The sequence below is a fragment of the Allobosea rubneri genome (assembly GCF_032464875.1).
Taxonomy (GTDB): domain Bacteria; phylum Pseudomonadota; class Alphaproteobacteria; order Rhizobiales; family Beijerinckiaceae; genus Allobosea; species Allobosea rubneri.
Genome location: NZ_JAWDID010000042.1, coordinates 24,786 through 45,404, shown reverse-complemented (window position 1 = coordinate 45,404; position 20,619 = coordinate 24,786). Strand labels below are relative to the sequence as shown.

22 protein-coding genes and 1 tRNA gene are annotated in these 20,619 nt (G+C 67.7%); 6 read left to right on the top strand and 17 right to left on the bottom strand.

From position 1 onward, the window contains the following. Together RKE40_RS21785 and RKE40_RS21780 are read right to left on the bottom strand one after the other, a co-directional pair. Positions 1-813, bottom strand: an 813-nt coding sequence (locus RKE40_RS21785; protein WP_316020305.1) for a M48 family metalloprotease, incomplete at its 3' end; no start/stop codon positions are given. Positions 814-826: 13 nt separating this feature from the next. Beyond that, a complete protein-coding gene (locus tag RKE40_RS21780; RefSeq protein WP_316020304.1) occupies positions 827-1,648 on the bottom strand; it encodes a hypothetical protein in 822 nt (273 codons plus the stop codon). A 28-nt stretch (positions 1,649-1,676) separates the two neighbouring features. Here RKE40_RS21780 and RKE40_RS21775 point away from each other — a divergent pair. Both RKE40_RS21775 and RKE40_RS21770 read left to right on the top strand, forming a co-directional pair. Continuing rightward, positions 1,677-1,753, top strand: a tRNA-Arg gene (locus RKE40_RS21775). Positions 1,754-1,955: 202 nt separating this feature from the next. Further along, positions 1,956-2,231 carry a hypothetical protein gene (locus RKE40_RS21770; RefSeq protein WP_316020303.1) on the top strand — a complete coding sequence of 92 codons (276 nt, stop codon included), beginning with the start codon at positions 1,956-1,958 and terminating at the stop codon, positions 2,229-2,231. A 27-nt stretch (positions 2,232-2,258) separates the two neighbouring features. Here RKE40_RS21770 and RKE40_RS21765 read toward each other — a convergent pair whose 3' ends face one another. The 5 genes from RKE40_RS21765 to RKE40_RS21745 all read right to left on the bottom strand — a co-directional run bounded on the left by RKE40_RS21765 (position 2,259) and on the right by RKE40_RS21745 (position 5,887). Beyond that, entirely contained in the window at positions 2,259-2,630 is a 372-nt protein-coding gene (locus tag RKE40_RS21765; protein ID WP_316020302.1) for a hypothetical protein, read from the bottom strand. A 98-nt stretch (positions 2,631-2,728) separates the two neighbouring features. Beyond that, on the bottom strand, positions 2,729-3,982 hold the full coding sequence (locus RKE40_RS21760) for an MFS transporter (protein WP_316020301.1): 1,254 nt from the start codon (positions 3,980-3,982) through the stop codon (positions 2,729-2,731). A 330-nt stretch (positions 3,983-4,312) separates the two neighbouring features. Next, positions 4,313-4,501, bottom strand: a complete 189-nt coding sequence (locus RKE40_RS21755) for a DUF3008 family protein (protein ID WP_316020300.1) — start codon at positions 4,499-4,501, stop codon at positions 4,313-4,315. A 73-nt stretch (positions 4,502-4,574) separates the two neighbouring features. Further along, positions 4,575-5,312: a spermidine synthase gene (locus RKE40_RS21750; RefSeq protein ID WP_316020299.1), complete on the bottom strand. Its 738-nt coding sequence runs from the start codon at positions 5,310-5,312 to the stop codon at positions 4,575-4,577. Positions 5,313-5,407: 95 nt separating this feature from the next. Next, positions 5,408-5,887: a DUF2938 domain-containing protein gene (locus RKE40_RS21745; RefSeq protein WP_316020298.1), complete on the bottom strand. Its 480-nt coding sequence runs from the start codon at positions 5,885-5,887 to the stop codon at positions 5,408-5,410. A gap of 204 nt (positions 5,888-6,091) precedes the next feature. On the opposite strand from RKE40_RS21745, the gene RKE40_RS21740 reads away from it, so the two are divergent. Next, entirely contained in the window at positions 6,092-7,198 is a 1,107-nt protein-coding gene (locus RKE40_RS21740; RefSeq protein ID WP_316020297.1) for an ROK family protein, read from the top strand. Between the two features lie 145 nt (positions 7,199-7,343). Here RKE40_RS21740 and RKE40_RS21735 read toward each other — a convergent pair whose 3' ends face one another. The 8 genes from RKE40_RS21735 to RKE40_RS21700 all read right to left on the bottom strand — a co-directional run bounded on the left by RKE40_RS21735 (position 7,344) and on the right by RKE40_RS21700 (position 13,630). Then, positions 7,344-8,333, bottom strand: coding sequence for an alpha/beta hydrolase (locus RKE40_RS21735; RefSeq protein WP_316020296.1), 990 nt, complete (start codon positions 8,331-8,333; stop codon positions 7,344-7,346). Positions 8,334-8,407: 74 nt separating this feature from the next. After that, positions 8,408-9,166 (bottom strand): sulfur oxidation c-type cytochrome SoxA, encoded by a 759-nt coding sequence (soxA, locus tag RKE40_RS21730; protein WP_316020295.1) that lies wholly within the window; start codon positions 9,164-9,166, stop codon positions 8,408-8,410. A 7-nt stretch (positions 9,167-9,173) separates the two neighbouring features. After that, positions 9,174-9,500, bottom strand: coding sequence for a thiosulfate oxidation carrier complex protein SoxZ (gene soxZ / locus RKE40_RS21725; RefSeq protein ID WP_316020294.1), 327 nt, complete (start codon positions 9,498-9,500; stop codon positions 9,174-9,176). A gap of 4 nt (positions 9,501-9,504) precedes the next feature. Further along, positions 9,505-9,999, bottom strand: a complete 495-nt coding sequence (locus RKE40_RS21720) for a thiosulfate oxidation carrier protein SoxY (RefSeq protein WP_316020293.1) — start codon at positions 9,997-9,999, stop codon at positions 9,505-9,507. Further along, positions 9,962-10,423, bottom strand: coding sequence for a sulfur oxidation c-type cytochrome SoxX (soxX, locus tag RKE40_RS21715; protein ID WP_316020292.1), 462 nt, complete (start codon positions 10,421-10,423; stop codon positions 9,962-9,964). Before soxX ends, RKE40_RS21720 begins: the two co-directional genes overlap by 38 nt. Before the next feature lie 116 nt (positions 10,424-10,539). Then, a complete protein-coding gene (locus RKE40_RS21710) occupies positions 10,540-12,729 on the bottom strand; it encodes a xanthine dehydrogenase family protein molybdopterin-binding subunit (protein WP_316020291.1) in 2,190 nt (729 codons plus the stop codon). 91 nt (positions 12,730-12,820) lie between these two features. Next, the gene (locus RKE40_RS21705) at positions 12,821-13,288 is read right to left on the bottom strand and encodes a (2Fe-2S)-binding protein (protein WP_316020290.1); all 468 of its coding nucleotides are present in this window, start codon (positions 13,286-13,288) and stop codon (positions 12,821-12,823) included. Between the two features lie 108 nt (positions 13,289-13,396). Beyond that, entirely contained in the window at positions 13,397-13,630 is a 234-nt protein-coding gene (locus RKE40_RS21700; RefSeq protein ID WP_316020289.1) for a hypothetical protein, read from the bottom strand. An 89-nt stretch (positions 13,631-13,719) separates the two neighbouring features. Between RKE40_RS21700 and RKE40_RS21695 the strand changes: the two genes are divergently transcribed. Next, positions 13,720-16,323, top strand: coding sequence for a DUF3772 domain-containing protein (locus RKE40_RS21695; protein WP_316020288.1), 2,604 nt, complete (start codon positions 13,720-13,722; stop codon positions 16,321-16,323). A gap of 43 nt (positions 16,324-16,366) precedes the next feature. Further along, a complete protein-coding gene (locus RKE40_RS21690; RefSeq protein WP_316020287.1) occupies positions 16,367-16,849 on the top strand; it encodes a CAP domain-containing protein in 483 nt (160 codons plus the stop codon). 26 nt (positions 16,850-16,875) lie between these two features. Here RKE40_RS21690 and RKE40_RS21685 read toward each other — a convergent pair whose 3' ends face one another. Beyond that, positions 16,876-17,700: an OmpA/MotB family protein gene (locus tag RKE40_RS21685; protein ID WP_316020286.1), complete on the bottom strand. Its 825-nt coding sequence runs from the start codon at positions 17,698-17,700 to the stop codon at positions 16,876-16,878. Between the two features lie 14 nt (positions 17,701-17,714). Beyond that, positions 17,715-18,485, bottom strand: coding sequence for a motility protein A (locus tag RKE40_RS21680; RefSeq protein ID WP_316020285.1), 771 nt, complete (start codon positions 18,483-18,485; stop codon positions 17,715-17,717). 235 nt (positions 18,486-18,720) lie between these two features. Here RKE40_RS21680 and RKE40_RS21675 point away from each other — a divergent pair, with 235 nt between their 5' ends. Then, entirely contained in the window at positions 18,721-20,529 is a 1,809-nt protein-coding gene (locus RKE40_RS21675) for a glucan ABC transporter ATP-binding protein/ permease (RefSeq protein ID WP_316020284.1), read from the top strand. Positions 20,530-20,619: the final 90 nt, after the last annotated feature.

The window sequence follows — 20,619 nt, the reverse complement described above, 5'->3', positions numbered from 1 at the left end:
GCGCTCGCCGATCCCGGGCGCACCGATCTGGCGGGCGCCGGAAGTGACCGCCGCGACGCGCTCCGGCGTCGAGGGGTGGCTGGAAAGGATGTCGAGCTTCTTGTCGCCGCCGCCCTCGCGCCCGGCGCGGAAGGCGGTGTTGCGGCCGAGCGAGACGAGGAAGCGGCCGGCGCCGTAAGGGTCGTAGCCGGCCTTGGCGATGTTGCGCACGCTGATCTGGTCGGCGAGCAGTTCCTGTTGCCGCGAGAACTTGGCGAGCGTCAGCTTCGAGCTCGCCTGGACCGCCGCGCCAGTTGTCGGATCATTCAGAACCTGGGCGACGACCTGGCTGACCAGCGCCGATTCGAGCTCCATCTCGGCCCGCTCGGTGGCGTGGCGCGCGGTGACATGGGCGATCTCATGCGCCATCACCGAAGCGATCTCGGACGTGTCGTTGGCGAGGGCGAGCAGGCCGCGGGTGACGTAGAGGCGCCCGGTCGGCAAGGCGAAGGCGTTGACGATCGGCGAGTTCAGGATGGTGATCTCGTAGTTGCCGATCTGCCCGTCGCTGGCCTTGGCGAGGCGGGCGACGATCTCCTCCAGCACGGCGCGGACATTGGCGGAGCGGTACTCGCCGCCGAAAGCCTGGAGCAGGCGCAGATGCTCGCGGTCCGTGCCGCGCTGCAGGCTGGCGACGCGCGGAGCCGCCTCGCCGCCGGGCTGATCGAGCGGCGGCAGCAGGGAACTCTGGTCGCCGAAGCAGGCGGCCAGCAGCAGAGCCGGCAGCGCCATGGCGACGAGGCGCCCCCGGGCTGGCTGTCGATATCGCTGCATTGCCTGCATCAACCTAGTCGACCATCTCCAGGGCGGCGCGCGACTCGATCGCAATGAGGAGGCCGTCGCGCCCCTCGATCACGCCGCGCACGCGCACGCGTTTACCGGTCAGCGCGGATGCGGTCCAGCCGCCGCGCTGCAATTCCCGCCACAGGGATCGCGACAGCACGATGCTGCCGCCCGCTCCGCGACGGCGCGTAAAGTTGAGATAGGTTCGCTGAGCCCGTTCGCCAACCGCTGCGATGCGCCCCTCAACCACCGCGATCCGGCCCGCCTGCGCCTTCATCGCGGCGGGATCGTGGCCGTCGACCACCGGCAGGCCTGCAAGGGCAAGGTTTGTTGCCGGCGTGGCGGAATCGGCACGGTCCGCGGCCGTCTTGGCGAGGAAACCCGACTCGGCCGCCTGCCAGAGCGCGTTGCAGCCGCCGAGGCCGGGCTCTGGAAGGTGCAGCGCCGCTCCGGCCGCCAGCAGGAGGCCGGCAAGGTCGCGCTTGGCACTGTTCTCGGCCGCGCCCGCCGGAAGCAGGAGGCGCGCCGGAGCCCGGCCCCAGCGATCGGCGCTGCCGAGAGCCGCAAGCTCGAACTCGCTGCCCAGCCAGGGCTGGAGCGCAGCTGAAAACCGCTCGCGCTCCGTTTCGCCCTGTCGCGGCGCGAGCCCGGCCAAACGAAGGACAGTTCCGTCCGCCAGAACGAGATCACCATGGCGGTCGAGCCCGGCCAGCCGGACCTTGCGGGTTTCCTCGGGTGCAACGCAGTCTTCGGCGGCAGCGGGCCGCGCCGCCGCAGAAATCGCAGCGAGCCCCGCAATCACGATAAAGGAAGGCTTCACGCGCATCTGCTTTATGCTAAACGCAATCGCGTGCGTCCCGGTAGCTCAGCAGGATAGAGCAACGGTTTCCTAAACCGTAGGTCAGGGGTTCGAATCCCTTCCGGGACGCCATTTCTTCCGCAAGCCATCCGCCCGAACGGCCTTTGGCCGGCCTGTGCCTGTCGGCCCCGCCGGCCGGAAGGAGCCTGCGCGGAGCTTTGCGCAGGTTTCTCGTTCTTTTCGCCACCGGTGTTTGTCCCGCCATCTGAGAGGAGATGTGCCTTGCCAATCTTGATAGAACAAAATAGGAACAAATGAAACCAGGAGGTGAGCCATGGCGATGCAGATGCGGATTCGGCGGACATGGCCTGAGATCGACCACCTCTTTCATGTCGAGGCCGAAGGCGGCGAACGGATCGCCGTCATCACGCACGACAAATACGCGCCGAACGGCGCACCGCGCTGGCACTGGGCGATGTCGGGGCGTCGGCGCCTATCCTCGGCCGATTTCGGACGCTGCCACGATATCGAAGAGGTGAAACGGAAAATCCGTGAGAGCTGGCCGGCCTCCCACACCGCTTCGGCCTGCGCGGCAACGCCTGCGAACTGACGCGGCAGCGCGGCAAGCTCGGCTCGCTTATCTGACCGTGGCCTCGAAGTTGAGCCTGGCGCAGCCCGAACCCCAGGTGTCCTTGCCGCAGATATAGATCACATAGTTGTCGTCGCCCCTGAAGCCGAGCTTCGGGATGTAATAATAGGTCACCTCGCCGATCTGCCGCAGCGAGCCGTTGGCAGGCGGCTTCAGCGCGACGAGCTTTTCCATTCTCCAGGTGCCGGCGACGCCGAAACTGTGGCCGCAGCCCTGCGAGTCCATCTCGGCCTTCAGCGTGACCTTGTCATTGGTGTGCAGGTACCATTTGGGGCCCGTGACGCGGCATTCCGCGAGGGAGGGCAGGCACTGCAGCAGCAACGCCGCGAAGGCGGACCAGCCCATCATCCCGCGATGCATCGCCCCTCCAGATCGTCGTCGGAGTTCGCGCCATCATCATCCTGGCCGAGGGCCGGCGTCCAGCCTGCCGATCGTGGCGGATGCGCGTTCGCGCTCGCTCAGGTCGCGTCCTGTCTCGGGCGCGGCCCGAGTTCGGGAAGAGAGGTCTCGGCGGGGGTACGGGCGGCGGAGGCCTCGGGCGCAATCGGGTTGGTCAGGATGCGCATCGCGAAATAGCCCGCGACCGCCAGCGAGAGGAGTCCGATATAGAGCAGCAGCCCCTGCGGCCCGACGATCTGCATCACTCCGGTCGCGACCAGCGGGCCGATCGTCGCGCCGACGCTCCAGAGGAAGAGCAGGCCGGCCGAGAGGCCGACCGCCTGGTCGCGCCCGAGCCGGAAATAGGCGTGGGTCACCGCCACCGTATAGAGCGGAACGCTGAAGCCGCCGGTCAGCGCGAACAGGGTGTAGAGCCACCATTCGCGCTGCGCCGTGCCCGAGAAGAAGAGCGCGCCGAGCGCCGCGGTGGAAAGGACGGTTGCAGAGGCGGCACCGAGCAGGACGCGGCGACTGTCGACCCGGTCGGCGAGCCAGCCGATCGGCCATTGCAGCAGGAGGGCGCCGAGCTGGATCACCGCGGTCAGCAGGATGGCGCGCCTCTGGCCGAGCCCGATCAGGATGCCATAGGCGGGGACGACATTGGTCAGCGGCCCGCTGACCAATCCGACATAGAGGCAGCCGATCACCGCGGCCGGCGCCTGCTGCCAGAGCGTGTTGAGGCGGACCGAGACCAGCTCGGCCGATTCCGGGCCCTTCGCCCGGGTGAGGCTGACCGGGATCAGCGCAATCGAGAAGGCGATGCTGGCGATCAGGAAGACGTCATGGGTCTGGATCGCGACATAGCCGATGCCGACCTGCGAGCCGATCAGGGCCAGCCGGTTCAGGATCTGGTACATGCCGAAGATCCGGCCGCGATGGCTCGAGCGGGCCTGTCCGCTGATCCAGCTTTCGATGCAGATGCTGTGGCCGGCGGCGGCGACGCCCATGACGAAGCGCGTCAGGCTCCACCATTCGACCGGCAGCACCGGGAAGCTGAGTGTCAGCGCCGCCTGCAGCGAGGCGAAGACGGCAAAGCCGCGAATATGTCCGACCCGCCGGATCAGCGCCGGTATCCAGAAGCAGCCGACGAGGAATCCGACCGAATAGGCCGAGCCGACCAGGCCGATCAGCAGCAGAGCCTGCTTCTCCAGGGCCATGCGCAAGGGCACGACCGTGTTCATGATCGTGCTGGCGACCTGCAGGATCAGCGCGCCGGTGACGATAGCGCCTAGCGCTGCGACCGAGCCGGACTGAGGTTTCGGCCCGTCACTCACGAGCGAGCCCGCGCCGTGAAGGCGAGCGGTCGCGGGGAGGCTGCTCGGCCGGGCGAGAACGGATTCTGGGTCACGACGGCGTTCTCGCGAAATCGATAGCCGGCCAATGCAAGCATCGGCAGGGATAGCATGTCCGTCCGGATAAGCCGCGCAAATTTTGGCGGAACTGAGCAGCCGGCAGAGCGTGGGCGGAATTGTCACCAGCGGGCTTGGCAGCGGGCGGCCCGTCGATGGACGATCTGCCTCGCGACCGGGCCCGCGCTCCCCGCCTTTCCGACGCGGTCATGGTGCGGACAGGCTTGGAATGCGGCCGAGTCTGCCCCACCCGGCTCAGTGCTTGGTCACATGCTCAGGCTTGCCCTTGCGCTTGGTCGAAGCCAACTCGTCGAGTTCCTTTTCGGTCATCGACTTCTCCATCGATTTCGACGCGCCCTTGAGATCGCTCTTGGGGATGTCGCCGCGCTTGGCGGCCAAGGCCGCTCCGGCGGCCTTCTGCTGTGCCTTGGATTTTGCGGGCATGGCTGGCCTCCTTCTCCGAAAAGGTCGGGGATGCCCGATCAACCGGAGGCAGGCACGATGGTTCCGGCAGGCCTCAGCGCCTGCGCGGGCCGCGCCGGGAGGGGGCACTTTCGGGCGGGCTCCAGTCGCGATCGGCGGCGGCTGCCGTCGCCAGCCAGACCACATGCCGCGCGCCGCCGCCGGAGGCATTGGCGCGGACCTTCTTCTCCTCGACCGAAAAGCCGCTCATGCGCAGGCGCTCGGTGAAGGAGCGGTCGGGGCCCGCCGACCAGATGGCGAGCACGCCGCCCTTGCGCAGCGCGGATTTCGCAGCGGCGAGCCCGGCGAAGTCGTAGAGCCGGTCATTGGCCGCGACCATCAGCCCGTCCGGCCCGTTGTCGACGTCGAGCAGGATCGCGTCATAGCCGGCCTTGCCGGCGCGGATCAGCGAGGCGACATCGGCCTCACGGATGCTGACGCGCGGATCGTCGAGGCAGCCGGCGAAGATCGGGGCGAGCGGGCCTCTGGCCCAGGCGACCACTTGCGGGATCAGCTCGGCGACAGAGATCTCGGCATCGGCCGGCAGCACCGCGAGCGCGGCGCGCAAGGTGAAGCCCATGCCGAGCCCGCCGATCAGGAAACGCGGCCGCGGGCGTTTGCCGAGGCGCTCGGCGGCGAGCGTCGCCAGCGCCTCCTCCGAGCCGCGCAGGCGCGAATTCATCAGCTCGTTATGGCCGAGCGTGATCGAGAACTCGCTCTCGCCGCGTTGCAGCAGCTTCAGCGTGCCGCCGCCCGGGATCGGCGCGGCGTCGAGCTGCGTCCAATGCGCCATGGCCTGCACTCCTGCTGAGTTCCTGTCCGGCTGAGGCCGGTCAGGGGCTCTTAATGCAGCCGGCCGAGCTTGGCGAATGTCGGACCGTCCGCCGGTCAGCGGGTCAGCAGCGCGGTGAGGTAGAGGCCGAGGCCGAAGACCACATGGTTGACGAGGCCGACGAGCCGGACCTGGCCGGGGTTCGGCCGCTTCGAGGCCGCGACGCCGAAGCCCATGCCGGGCTGCAGGATGAACCAGCCGCAGCCGACGGTGACGACGCCGACGATCAGCGCCGGCACGAGGGTCGGTGCCTTGGCCCAGCCGAGCCCCCAGATCAGCAGCAGCACGGCGGCGAAGAGGATGCCGACCACGTAGTGCATGATCCAGCCGATGCCGAGCTCGCCGGACACCGGCTCGGAGGCCGAGATCGGATCATGCATGAAGCGTCCGCGCGGCAGATGGGCGAACCAGCGCCCGACCATCGCCCAATTCGCGAGCGGGATGCCGAGCGTGCGGTTGAGCAGCAGGGCCCAGAGATCGAGAATGGCGGTGGCGCCGACGCCGATCACGATGGCGCGGCCGAGAAATTCGAACATGCTTCACCCCTCCGAGCGGTCCCGAAGGCCGCGTCCCCAAGCGAGTCTTATGGAGGGGAAAGCGAGGGAAGAGGTCAACGAAAAGGGCGGCGTCATCCCCATTGCCGGCGCAGGGGCGGCATGCGCCAGGCATGGGCCATCGGTCGCAGGGGGAACCTGGGGCGGCACCATTCGTTTCCTCCGGGACGGCAAGGGGAGCGAGCGATGGCGGTTGCGACGGCGGTGAAGGCGGGCACGAAGGGCGGACATGGCGCAGAGGAACTGCCCTCGGTCACCGTCACCAGCTACAATCTCGAAATCCGCGATGGCGACGGCTTCGTCGGCGACAAGGCGAGCCGGGGCGCCTTCATGGACCATCTCGCCGAATTGCGCGGCCATCTCGCCGAGAACGGCGAGGACCCGCTCGGCGACACCGACGCGGCCCCGAGCAAGTCCGAGCTCGACGAGCTGATCACCAATGGCGAGGCACGGGAGGCCGCGCTGGTGCTCTCCGCGGTCGAGCGCTTCGCCCAGTCGCTGTCCTTCGTGATCCGCCGTTTCCTCCGGCAGAAGGCATGGGCTCCGGTCGAGCGCATCGTCGTCGGCGGCGGCTTTCGCCAGAGCCGTGTCGGCGAACTCGCCATCGCCCGGGCCGGGATCATCCTGCAATCGGAAGGGCATGCGATCGAGCTCGTGCCGGTGCGCCACCATCCCGACGAGGCGGGACTGGTCGGCAGCGCGCATCTCGCGCCGAAATGGATCTTCGAGGCCTATGACAGCCTGGCCGCGGTCGACATCGGCGGCTCGAACATCCGCGCCGGAATCGTCGAGCTGCGCCAGGACAAGGCGCCCGACCTCGCCAAGGCGCGGGTCTGGAAATCCGAGCTCTGGCGCCATGCCGACGAGGAACCGAGCCGCGAGGAGGCGGTGAAGAAGCTCGGCAAGATGCTGCGCGAGCAGATCAGGCTAGCCGAGAAGGAGGGCCTGCGCGTCGCGCCGTTCATCGGCGTCGGCTGCCCCGGCTGGATCGAGGCTGATGGTGCGATCGATCGCGGCGCGCAGAACCTGCCGGGCAACTGGTCGAGCAGCCGCTTCAACCTGGTCGAGAGCATTCGCGAGATGGCGCCAGAGATCGGCGAGCACGAGACCGTGGTGGTGATGCACAACGACGCGGTGGTGCAGGGCCTCAGCGACATGCCGTTCATGCAGGATGTCGAGAACTGGGCCGTGCTGACCATCGGCACCGGCCTCGGCAATGCGAGCTACCGCAACCGGGAGAAGCCCAAGGGCAAGGACGCGGAAGAGAAAGCCGGCAAGGGCAAGAAGGACTGATCTGTCCGTTCTGGCCTCCGTCATCCAGGCTGGAGCGAAGCGGAGCGCCGGAAACCATCATAGGGCACTCCGCTCGACGATGGATCCCGGAGCGGCGGCGCTTCGCGGCTTGTCCGGGATGACGGCACACGCTGCGCAGTAATCCTCAGTCCCGCCTCGCCGGCAGCGCCCACATCAGGCCCCGCGTGATGATCGCCGGGAAGACGGTGAGGTGATCCTCGCCGGGGATGATCTCGCTGGTCAGCGACAGGCCAGGATAGTCGCGCGAGCGCAGCGCCTTCTCGAATTCCTGCATGTCGGCGATCATGTCGAGGTTGCGGCTGAAGCGCGGGTCGTTGGAGGCCTTGTTGACCGTCTCGTAGGAGGCGATCGCCATCAGCACATTCGCCTTCAAGTCCTTGTTGGCGTCGGCATAGGCCTTTTCGCGGGCGAACATCACCTTCTGGTCGAACCAGAGCGAGGGGCTGCCGAGGATGTAGTGCGAGAACATCTTCGGCTCGGTCAAAAGGATGTGGACACCGAACAGCCCGCCATAGGAGTGGCCGGCATAGATGCTGCGATTGGTGTCGGTGCGATAGGTCGCGGCGACGAAGGGCATCAGCTCGTCGGCGAGGAAGCGGCGATACTCCTCCGCTTCGCCGAAGACCGGCGGGCGGCCGGACTCGTCCCTCGTCTTCTCCCCGTTCGGCGTCGGCGTGTAGTCGCGCCGCCGGCTGAACTGCCTAGTATCGCCGACCGCATAGGAAAGTCCGACGAGGATGAACTCCTCCAGCCCCTGGGCGCGGTTGCCGACGCGCTGCGCAATGCTGCGGACCAGCGGGAAGGAATAGTCGCCATCGCTGACAAACAGCACCGGGAAGCGCCGCCGGGGCGCGGAATGGTAGGATGGCGGCAGGCTGACATAAATCTCGTAGTCGCGCTGCAGCGCCTTGGCGCGGATCGTCCTGACCTCGGTGTCCTTCAGGACGAAGGGGGCGGGATTCGCGGCAGCGGGCGGAGCTGCTGCATTGGTCGCGGCCGCATTCGTGGCGGCTGGGCTTGCCGCGGCGACCGGAGCCTGCGTTTCGGCGGCTGGCTGCGCGAGCGCAGCGGCAGCGCAGAACAGCATGGCGAGCAAGGCAGGCAGGCGTAGCATCCGCCGCATCTCCGACAGGAATGTGCCGGCATCGTGACGGCTTCGGTCCACCGGGCCAAGCCAGATCCGGCCGGTCAGCGCCGCAGTCCCGGGCTCTCCAATGGCAGGCCCTTGGCGCGTGCGGCGAGATAGAGCTCCAGCGCGAGATATTCCGGCGCGCCATAGTCGAACTGCGTCGCCCTGACACCGAGGGAACAGGCGCGCAGGCGCCGATGCAGCGATCCGACGCCGTTCCATTCGAGGCGGTAGGCGGGATAGCCGGTGCTGACGCCATGGCTGATCGTATCGCCACGCAGCTTTTCGCCGACGAGATCGTCATGGCACTGCCGGCAGGAGAGGTTGAGCTGGCCCTGCCGGCGCTCGTAGAAGGCCCGGCCGGCTTCGAGATAGGGCTTCGCCGCGCCATCGGTCGTCACGCTCATAGGCTGGCCGCGCGAGAGCGAGGCGACATAGGCAGTGAGGCCGAGCAGTTCGGGACTCTCATAGCCAAAGGCCGCCTGCTTCTGGCGCTGCGTCCGGCATTGCTCGATACGCCCTTCGAGATTGAGCAATTTGCCGCTGCCGGCATCGACCTGCGGATAGCGGGTCGCGGCGCCTTTCAGGCTCCGCCCCGGCTCGGCATGGCAGGCGATGCAGGCCGGTGTCTCGCCGCTGCGCCGGCTGAACAGTTCCTCGCCCTGCTCGACCCAGAGGAAGCCGGGATTGCGCGCCTCGTCGGATTGCTGCCGGCGCATCTCCGGCGAGAGGAAGGCGCTGCCCGGCTTGATCTCCTGGGCTGTTGCTGCGGTGGTCGCAAGCAATAGACCGGCGAACAGGGCTGCGCGTGTCGTCACTGGCTCCTCACGTCACGACGAGGCGCGCGGTGCGGGTGAAGACCGCGCCGCCATCCTCGCGCCATTCGAAGACGAGGTCGCCGGTCTCGACCGCGCGGGTGGTGAAGCTGACGAAGGGGTTGGCGGAGACGCCGGTGTGCATGTCGTAGCGAAAGACCGGTTCGCCGGCATAGGTCACGGTCAGCCGGTTGAGGATTTTGCGCGGCACGATGCGCCCCTCTGCATCGACCTGGCCGCCGCGATCCATGGGATGGCGGACGAGAACCCGGATCTCGACGATCTCCCCAGCCTTGGCCTCGGCGGGCATGGTGATGCGGGCGTTGAACGTCGACATGAAGTCAGCCTCCGTCGATGCAGGCGCTGAGCGTCACCACGATATCGGCATCGCTCATGATGTAGCCGCCGCGGCTGAGGGCGGCGACGACCGCGACCTTCTGCGAGGTCGCGAGACGCAAGGTCGCTGATATCCGGGCACGGCCGCTCCGCGGCGAAAGATGAAAACGCGCCACGTCGGGATAGGGGTTCTTCTCGGCGATGACATGAATCCAGCGGACATGATCCTCTTCGGTCATCGGGCTGTCGATGCCGATCGCGACATCGACCGAATTGCCGTTCTCGACCAGTTGCGGGATATCGAAGACGATGCCGCCGCGGACCGGCGTCGCGCCCTCCGTCACCCTGGCGATCAGCTCGGCCAGCGGCGTCTGCGTGGCGGGGAACGCCGCGCTGGGCAGGGCCGCGAGCGCGAGGCCAGCCGACCCGGCGGCGAGCAGCTGGCGGCGCGAAGGCTCGCGCTCACGGGGTGCGCAGGCTGGCGAGATAGGCGACGACATCCTCGATCTCCTGGGCGTTCAGGGCCGGCAGACCGCGAAATTGCGGGGCAACGTCTCGCAATCCTTCGGTGCGGAAATAGGGCGGCATCACGGTTTTCGGGTTGAGCAGGCTGGCATCGACGAGGCGCAGCCGCAGCTGGCCGACATCGAGCCTGGCGCCGGCGCCCGCGAGCGCCGGGCCGATCGTGCCCTGGAAAGGCTCGCCCGGCTCTGGCACCTGGTGGCAGATCAGGCAGTTGCCGCGCGTCCGGTCGAGCACGACCGCCCGGCCTCGGGCGGCGTCGCCGGAGACGCCACCGAGCGCGGCCGGGATGGCGTCGCCGGCGATCGCATAGGGTTCAAGCGCGCTCGCGGGAGCAGCGAGAAGCGTTGCCAGGACAAGCGCTAGTCGTCCCGGGCGGCCGCAGGTCGACCCGGGATCCATGCCTGAGCACGTCAGGTCAGCGTTCCGGCATGGATCCCGGCTCTTCGCTTCGCTCCGGCCGGGATGACCTCGTGCTCTTGCGAATGGCAGCTTGCCTCTCGCAGTGTCGAGCAACCTCACGCCTTGCGCAGATCGGTGTGGCGAAGCGGCATGGACCGCACGCGCTTGCCGGTGGCGGCGAAGATCGCGTTCAGCACGGCTGGGGCCGCGACCGCGATGGTCGGCTCGCCGACGCCGCCCCAAAAGCCGCCGGAGGGCACGATCACCGTCTCGACCGCCGGCATGTCCTCCAGCCGCATCACCGGGTAGCTGTCGAAATTCTCCTCGACGATGCGCCCGTCCTTGACCGTGCATTCGCCGAAGAGCGCGGCGGACAGGCCGTAGACGAAGGAGCCCTCGACCTGCCGCTCGATCTGCGCGGGGTTGACGGCATGGCCCGGATCGGTCGCGGCAGTGATCTTGTGGATCTTGAGCTTGCCCTCGGGGCTGACCGAGACCTCGGCGACCGCCGCGACATAGGAGCCGAAGCCCATGGTTTGGCAGATGCCGCGATAGACGCCATCGGGCGCCTTCGTGCCCCAGCCGGCCTTTTCGGCGACGGCATTGAGCACGGCGAGGTGCTTGGGATGGCTCTTCATCAGCGCGCGGCGGAATTCGAGCGGGTCCTTGCCGGTGGCATGGGCGAGCTCGTCGATGAAGCATTCGAGATAGATCGTGTTCTGGTTCAGGTTGACCCCACGCCAGAAGCCCGGCGGCACATGCGGGTTGCGCATCGCGTGGTCGATCAGGAGGTTCGGGACGGTGTAGCCGATCGAGGCCTCCGGCCCCGGCGGGTTGAGGCCCTGGAAGACGGCCGGGTCGCGGCCGTTCTGGATGTTCTGCGGGAAGATGCCGGCGACGATCGACTGGCCGGAAATGCGCATGTGCAGCCCGGTCAGGTTGCCGTCCTTGTCGAGCGCTCCCGTGAGCTTGCACTGGGTCACGGGGTGGAAGCGGCCATGCAGCATGTCCTCCTCGCGCGACCAGATCAGCTTCACCGGCGTGCCGGGAATCTGCTTGGCGATGGCGACGACCTGGCGGACCCAGTCATGCACTGCGCCGCGTCGGCCGAAGCCGCCGCCGAGGTCGATCTTGTAGGCCTCGCATTTCGCCAGCGGCAGGCCGGAGGCCTCGGAGGTCGCGGCGAGCGCAGCCTCGCCGTTCTGGGTCGGCGTCCAGACCTCGCAGCGCTCCGGCGTGTAGAGCGCCGTCGCGTTCATCACCTCCATGCAGGCATGGTTCTGGAACGGGTAGGAATAGACCTGCTCGACGGTCCGGGCCGCGCCGGCGATCGCCGCCTTGACGTCGCCGACCTGGTTGCCGACGGCAGCCTGGGGCGCGTCGAGCCCTTCCTTCAGCCAGGCGGCGATGCTCTCGCTCGAGACCTTGGCGTGCTCACCCTCGTCCCAGACGATGGGCAGCGCGTCGAGCGCGGTCTTGGCGCGCCACCAGGTGTCGGCGACGACCGCGACGGCGCTGTCGCCGACCGGCAGGACATGCTTCACGCCCGGCATGTCCTTGATCTTGGCGGCGTCGAAGCTCTTCACCTTGCCGCCGAAGACCGGGCAGTCCTTGATCGCGGCGTTGAGCATCCCCGGCAGCTTGAAATCCATGCCGTAGATTTTCTTGCCGTTGGTCTTGTCGGCGGTGTCGAGCCGCTTCAGCGGCTTGCCGGCGATGGTCCAGTCCTTCGGATCCTTCAGCGGCACCTCGGTCGGGGGCGAGAGCTTCGCGGCGGCGGCCGCGACCTCGCCATAGCGCAGCGAGCGGCCGGACGCCTTGTGGCTGATCACGCCCTTGGCGACGCTGCATTCGGCGGCCGGCACCTTCCACTCGGCGGCCGCGGCCTGGACCAGCATGATCCGCGCGGCCGCGCCGCCCTTGCGGACGTAGTCGTGGGATTCGCGGATGCCGCGGCTGCCGCCGGTCGAGAAATTGCCCCAGACGCGGTTGCGCGCGAGATTCTGGCCGGGCGTCGGATACTCGGTCGTGACCTTGGCCCAGTCGCATTCCAGCTCCTCGGCGACGAGCTGGGCGAGGCCGGTCAGCGTGCCCTGGCCCATCTCGGACCGGGCGATGCGGATCACCACCTTGTCGTCGGGCTGGACGACGACCCAGGCATTGATCTCGGGCGTCGCGCCCTGGGCCCGGGCCTCGTCGGCGAAGGGCACGGAAAAGCCGAAGGTGAAGGCACCGGCGGCGGCGGCCGAGCCGGCGAGCAGGCTGCGGCGGGAGAGCTTCATCTCGACGGCAGAGGCGGATGTCATGGCGTCCTCCAGAATCTGGTCGGCGCGGGCGAGGCGAACGGCCATGCGGCGGATCGCGATCGAGCCCGGCGCTGTGAACGGGAAAGTGGGTTCAGCCGCGGCCGAGTTCGCCGCCGGCGGCGACCTGCTGGATGGCGGCCTTGACGCGGTTATAGGTGCCGCAGCGGCAGATATTGGTCATCTCGGCCGCGATATCGGCTTCCGACGGCTTCGGGTTGGCTTGCAGCATGGCGGCGGCGGCCATGATCATGCCGCTCTGGCAGAAGCCGCATTGCGGCACGTCATGCTCGATCCAGGCCTTCTGGAGCGGATGGTTGCCGTCGGGGGACAGCCCCTCGATGGTGATGATCTTCTGTTCGGCGGTGACGGCGCTCACCGGCATCGAGCAGGAGCGAGTGGCGACACCGTCGATATGCACGGTGCAGGCGCCGCACTGGGCGACACCGCAGCCATATTTGGTGCCGGTCAGGCCGATCTGTTCGCGGATTACCCAGAGCAGCGGCGTGTCGCCGTCGACCTCCACATCGATCATCTTGCCATTGATGGTAAGCTTAGCCATCGCAAACCTCCCGGTTTCGATTCCAGAGCTGGCGAGAGAGCCAGCGCGCCTCGCCGTTCGGTCGCCCGGCCGCTTCAGGGCCGGATTTATATTGGTCGAAATACAAACTCAGTTGGGGAGGGAGCGCCAGTGCCCCTGCGGCATGGCGGCGATCACGGTCTCGCGGGGGGCGCGAAGCCGACGCAAATCGCGCAGGCGACGGGGTTCCGCCATCATGCTGTCCGGTTTCTTGCGGAAAAGGCGCTGCATGACCGCAGCCACCCGGCTCGCTTTCACGGGAATGTGATGCCCTTGTCCGATCCTCGCCATCCGGCGCGGCTTTGCCGCGACGCCGGCCTGCAACCGCTTTTCTTCGGAATGCTTGATTTCGCTGCGCGGCGGTGGCGAGGCTGCGCAAGGACGCGAATCAGCCCGGCGGGATCGGAATGCCAGTGACGTCGCAAGCCCGTTACGCCTTCGTGCCGCTGGCCGGCCGGCTCGGCGCCTTGCTGGTCGCGCTGTTCCTGCTGCTTCCTTTGGCGGCGCTGGCACAGCCGGCCGACCCGGCCTCCGCCCGCGCCAAGGTCGATTCGATCAGGGGCGAGCTGACCCAGATCGAGACCGTGCTCAACAACCCCGCTGCCTCTGAAGCGGAGTTGCAGCGGCAAAGGCTGCGTCTGCAGCCCCTGCTGGAACAGATCCGCATCCTGGCCGACGAGCAGGCGCCGCGTTTCGAGCAGGCGAAGACGCGGCTCGACCAGCTCGGCCCGAAGCCCGACGCCAAGGCCCCGCCCGAGACTGCCGATGTCGCCCGCGAGCGCGAAGCCCGCGAGAAGGGCTTCTCTGAAGCCGACGAACTGCTGAAGCTCGCTCGCGCCACCGTGCTTCAGGCCGAGCAATTGCAGACCTCGATCAGCGATCTCAGGCGCGAGCGCTTCGCCAAGATGCTGTTCGCGCCCGGGCCTTCGCCGCTGAGCCCCGAGACCTGGACCGCGACGGTCACGACCTTGCCGTCCGACCTGCGGGCCTCGCACCTCGTCTTCGGAGACTGGCTTTCGGTCTTCAGCGACGCCTTGCTGAGCCCGCGCGGGGTGATCGTTCTGCTCGGCTTCATCGGCGCGATCGGCCTCTATGTCGCCCGCGCGCGCTATCTGCCGCGCTTGAGCGGGCGCCTTGCCGCCAGCGAGACCGACAGCGGAGTTCATTGTCTCTACAGCGCGCTGGTCCGGCTGATCGCGCGCGCGGCGCCGCCTGCGCTGGCGAGCTGGCTGATCTATGCCGCGTTCAACACAGCCGGCCTGCTGCCGCCGCGCATCCAGCCGGTGATCCTCGCCATCGTCTACGGGCTCGCGCTCTTCGCCTTCGTCCAGGCGCTGGCGGATGCGCTGTTCGCCCCGGGAGAGCCGCAGCGCCGCCTGGTCAGCGTGATGGAATCGACGGCCCGGACCGTGGTCTGGATGGCCGGCTGGCTCGCCATCGTCATGGGTGTCGGCAAGGTGCTGGAGGCCTGGCTGCAGGCGATCGCCGCCGGGCTGACGCTGTCGATCATCGTGCGCAGTGTCGTCGCCTCCTTCTTCGCGCTGACGCTGGTCGTCGGGCTCTACCGGTTGCGCGACAATGACGAGATCGAGCAGGAGGCCTGCCTCGGTCCCTATGTCCCGGTCGACGGCGCCAGTCTCGGTCCGGTCCGCATCCTGTCCTGGGTGGTCGGGCTTGCCATCATCCTGGCAGTGCTTCTCGGCTATGTCGTGCTCGCCACCTTCCTGACCGAGCAGGTGCTCTGGCTGGGCATCCTCGCCGGCCTCTTCGTGCTGCTGATGCAGCTCATCGAGCTCGGCATCGGCAATCTCTTGACCGGTGACGGACGGTTCGCGCTGAGCCTGCGGGCGGGTATCGGCCTGCGGGCAGCGACCCTGCAGAAGATCGCGGTGGTGCTGACCGGCGTGCTCAAGATCGTGCTGATCGTCGTGATGATCATGCTGGTCCTGGCGCCCTGGGGGCTGGAATCGACCGATCTGCTGACCTCGCTGCGGGCGGCGTTCTTCGGCTTCCAGATCGGCGGCGTCACCGTTTCGCTGTCCTCGATCTTCTTCGGCGCGCTGATGTTTGCGCTCGGGCTCGCCGCGACGCGCTCGCTGCAGGGCTGGCTGAACGAGAAGTTCCTGCCGACGACCAAGCTCGACACCGGCCTGCGCAATTCGATCACCACCGCGGCCGGCTATCTCGGTTACACCGCGGCCGTCGCGCTCGCGGTCTCGACGCTCGGCTTCAGCCTGGAGCGGCTGACGCTGGTCGCCTCGGCGCTCTCGGTCGGTATCGGTTTCGGCCTGCAATCGGTGGTGTCGAACTTCGTCTCGGGGCTGATCCTGCTCTGGGAGCGGCCGATCCGGGTCGGCGACCAGGTGCTGGTCGGCGACGCCGAGGGCATCGTCAAGCGCATTAATGTGCGCTCGACAGAGATCGAGACCTTCGACCGCTCGACGGTGATCCTGCCGAACTCGAATCTGGTTTCGGGCGTCGTGCGCAACCGCGTCCGCTCCGACCGGACAGGGCGCGTGCTGATCTCGATCAGCGTGCCGCGTACCCTCGACCCGACCGAGGTTCGTTCCGTGCTGGCCGAAGCCGGCGCCGATCATGGCGACGTGCTGAAGAAGCCGCCGCCGAACGTGCTGTTCAAGAAGATCGGCACGGCGACCCTGGATTTCGACCTGATCTGCGTGGTCGGCGATGTCGACCAGGTCGGGCGCGTCACCAGCGACCTCAACTATGTCATCCACAAGCGCCTCGCCGAGCTCGAGAAGCCGGCTGCGGCGGCCGAGCTGACGGTGAAGGGCCTGGAGGGCATCGAGCAGTCGCTGGGCAGCATCGCAACCGCGGTAGCCGGCGAGCGCAAGGCGCCGCCGCGCTCGGCTGCGGGCAAGGTGAAGGCGAGCCGCTCCCGCGCGGCGAACGACGCCGTGATGGAAGACGCCGAGGAAGCGGTTCCCGCCAAGAACGGCTCCGCGCCGGATGCCGGCAAGGACGAGGCCGGCGGCAAGGACGACAACAAGGAATGATGCGATGCTTTCGTTTTCCGCTCGTCCGCCCCGCGGGCGCGCAATGAGCTGCCCTGCCGCATTGGCCGGCGCCCTCGCGCTCTTCAACATTGCCGGCTGTACCGAGCCGGTGCGGACCCAGCCGGCCTTCTATCGCGATCTCGGCTCGCCTTCGGCCCGCGTCGACGCAGAGGCCGCCCGCGCGACGATCTCGGCCTATCGCCTCAATGCCGGGCTCGCCACGCTGAAGCTCGATCCGGAGCTGATGCAGGCGGCCGAACAGGAGGCGGCGGCGATGGCGGCCGCCGACAAGCCGGCCCAGGCGGACGCGGTCAAGGGGCGGCTCGCACGCGCCGGCCAGCCCGGAGCCGAGGCCAATCTCTCCGCCGGCTACCGGCGGCTGGCAGAGGCCTTCTCCGGCTGGCGCGATTCGCCCCAGCACGACCGGGTCATGAAGGCGCCGAACGCGACCCGGATGGGCATTGCCTCTGCCTATGCGCCGGGCTCGAAGTATCAGGTCTACTGGGCGCTGATCGTCGCGCCCTGAGTGGTTAGGCTAGGTCGGGGCCGGCGTCAGGGCCTGGCGCCGTTGGGCAAGGGCGGGGCGTCGGCCTTCAGCACGATGCCGACGCGGCGGTTGAACGGCAGATAGGGATTGTCCTTGATCAGCGGCTCGGTATCGGCCTTGCCGGTGACCGAGGCGAAGCGCTCGTCGGGCACGCCGGCACTTCCGAGGATCTCGCGGACCGCCGAGGCGCGGCCGACCGAGAGCGACCAGGGATTGCTCGGCAATAGTGTGCCCGGCCGCGGCGTCGCGGTGTGGCCGGAGATGGCGATCTTGTTGGGCATGCGGCGCAGCGTCGGGGCGATGGCGGCCAGCAGTTTGCGCATGTTGGCATTGGGCTGGACCGAGCCTTCGTCGAACATGGCGCGCCCTTCCTGGTCGACGAGCTGGATGTCGAGGCCCGTCTCCGAGACTTCGACCAGGATGTTGCGCGAGAGCTCGCCGATCTCCGGCATCTCGCGCAGGGCCTGACGCAGTGAGGCGGCTGCAAGCGCGAAGCCGCGGTCGTGCGTGGCCGAGATCAGCCCGTCTTCCTTCTGCTGGTTGTGGTTCGGCGCGGTGTTATCGGACGCGTCCTCAATCGGGCGGACAAAGGCGTTCTTGATGTGGGTCTTGGTCGGAATGCCGTCGACCTCGACGATGCCGGCGAGGCGGACGTCCCTTTGCGAGCCGAAGGCGTCGCGCATCGAGCCGGCGACGATCTGCAGCTTCTGCTTGTCCTGGCTCGAATAGGCCGCGACCATCACGAAGAAGGCCATCAGCAGCGCCATCAGATCGGCGAAGGTCACGAACCAGCCGTGACCGCCATGGCCGCCGCGCTTCTTCTTGGCCATCGTTCAGCCGCCCTTCAGCTGGCTTGCGCCATCTCGGCCCGATGATGATCGGGCAGATAGGCCAGCAGCATCTCGCGCACCAGGGTCGGGCTCTTGGCGTCGCGCATCTGCAGCACGCCGTCGATGATCAGCGTGCGCGAAATCTCCTCCTCCTCGAGCTTGATGTGCAGCTTGTCGGCGATCGGCAGGGTGAACATGTTGGCGACCATGGCGCCGTAGAGCGTCGCCAGGAGCGCCGTCGCCATGGCCGGGCCGAGCTTGGAGGGGTCCGACATGTTGGCGAACATGGTGACCATGCCGAGTATAGTGCCGATCATCCCCCAGGCCGGCGCGCAGTCGCCGATGGCGCGATAGACCTTGGAACCTTCGTCGAGCCGCTGCAGGAAGTTGTCGCGGTCACGCTCCATCGTGTCGCGGATGAAGTCCTTGTCGTAGCCGTCGGCGATGTAGCGCAGGCCCTGGGCGAGGAACGGGTCGGAGACCTCGACGTTTTCCAAGGCCACCGGGCCGCTCTTGCGGTTGATCTCGGCGACGCGGGTGATCTCGTCGATCAGCTCGCGCGGATGGGTCGAGCGCATGGTGAAGGCGAAGCGGATGCCCATCGGTAGACCATGTGCGATCACCGAGAAGGGGAAGCGCAGCATGGTCGCGGCGGAGGCGCCGCCGAAGATGATGATCGCGGCGTGCTTGTCCCAATAGGCGGCGAAATTGCCGCCATCGATCATGATCAGCGCGACGACGGTCGCGATGCCACCGATAATGCCTGCGCCGGTCGCGATATCCATGAAAGGCCATCCTGATGCGCGCCGCCGCCGACGCTGCTCGTCCGGCCTCTCGCATGGAGCCGAGGATAGGGGCCGCGGGTTGAAGGAAGCGTTAAGGTTGAGAAACTCCTCACGGCGGGCGGGGCTGGTAGCGGGATACGGCTTTCGCGAAAGCCGGCGGTGCCCGTTTGATTTCGCGCCGGCTTTTCAGCACAACCAGAGTCGCGTCCCCGCGCCGATGCTCTAAGGTCCTGCAATGTCCCTGTTTGCGCTCTATGCCCGCGTGCTCGGCGAACTTGGCCCGGAGAGGCGCCTGGGGCTGATCCTGGCGCTCGCCAACATCGCGCTGGCGGCGGCGGCCTTCGCCGAGCCGATGCTGTTCGGCGCGCTGATCGACAAGCTGACCAGCGTCCAGAATTCCGGCAGCAAGCCGACCTGGAGCGACATCAACCTCCTGATCGCCGCCTGGGTCGGCTTCGGCCTGTTCAACATTGCTGCCGGGGTGTTCGTTGCGCTGTTCGCCGACCGCCTGGCGCATCGCCGGCGCCTCGCGGTGATGGCCAACTATTTCGAGCACGCGCTGACATTGCCGCTCGCCTATCACACGCAGACCCATTCCGGCCGTGTGCTCAAGGTGATGCTGGAAGGCACCAGCGGCATGTGGGCGCTCTGGCTCTCCTTCTTCCGCGAACACTGCGCGAGCTTCGTCGCTCTCTTCATCCTGCTGCCGTTCACGCTCTGGAAGAACTGGCAGCTCGGCCTGCTGCTGATCTGCCTTGTCGTGCTGTTCGGCACGCTCACGGCCTATGTGCTGCGCAAGACCGACAAGCTGCAGAGCAATGTCGAAAGCTATCATTCGAGCCTCGCCGAGCGGGCCTCGGACGCGCTCGGCAATGTCCCGGTGATTCAGAGCTTCACCCGGATCGAGGCTGAGGTGCGCGGCCTGCGCAACACCATCACCAGCCTGCTCGAAGCCCAGATCCCGGTGCTGACCTGGTGGGCGGTGGCGACGGTGGCGACGCGCGCCTCGGCGACGCTGACCGTGCTCTCGATCTTCGTCGTCGGCACCTGGCTCCTGATGCAGGGGCAGACCACGGTCGGCGAGATCGTCACCTTCATGGGTTTTGCCACCATGCTGGTCGGCCGGCTCGAACAGATCGTCGCCTTCGTCAACTTCATCTTCATGCAGGCGCCGAAGATGCGGGAGTTCTTCGAGGTGGTCGACACGCTGCCGGCGGTGCGCGACCTGCCGGGTGCCCCCGATGCCGGCCGGCTGCAAGGCCGCGTCACCTTCGACGACGTCTCCTTCTCCTATGACGGCAAGCGCGCCGCCGTGGCCGACGTCTCCTTCGAGGTCATGCCCGGCGAGACCATCGCCATCGTCGGCTCGACCGGCTCGGGCAAGTCGACGACGCTCGGCCTGCTCCACCGGGCCTTCGACCCGCAATCGGGCCGGATTCTCGCCGATGGCCGGGATATCCGCGAGATCTCGCTGATCTCGCTGCGCCGGAACATCGGCGTCGTCTTCCAGGAGCCGATGCTGTTCGCCCGCTCGATCCGCGAGAACCTCACCGTCGGCAAGCCCGATGCGACGGATGCCGAGATGATGGAGGCGCTCGACCGGGCGCAGGCGACAGAGGTGATGGCGCGCCAGCCCGAAGGGCTCGACACCATCGTCGGCGAGCGCGGCCGCACGTTGTCCGGCGGCGAGCGCCAGCGCCTCTCGATCGCCCGCGCCCTGCTGAAGAATCCGCCGATCCTGATCCTCGACGAGGCGACCTCGGCCCTCGATGCAGCCACTGAGGTCAAACTTCAAAAGGCGCTCGACGAGGTGATGAAAGGGCGCACCACCTTCGTCATCGCCCACCGTCTCGCGACCATCCGCAATGCCGACCGGATTCTGGTCTTCGAGCAGGGACGGGTGATCGAGATGGGCTCCTTCGAGGAGCTGGTCGCCAAGGGCGGCCGCTTCGCGGCGCTGGCGCGGGCGCAGTATCTCGTTACCGACAAGCCGACCGAGGCGAGAGAATCCTCGCTGGCCGGCAAGGGCATCGTCGACGGGTGAAGTCGGGACGCTTTCGGTTACCTGCGAGGTAATCGACCCGCTGCCGCTTGCGAGGCATGGTCCCCGGCATCGCGGGCCGAGGCCCGCTTC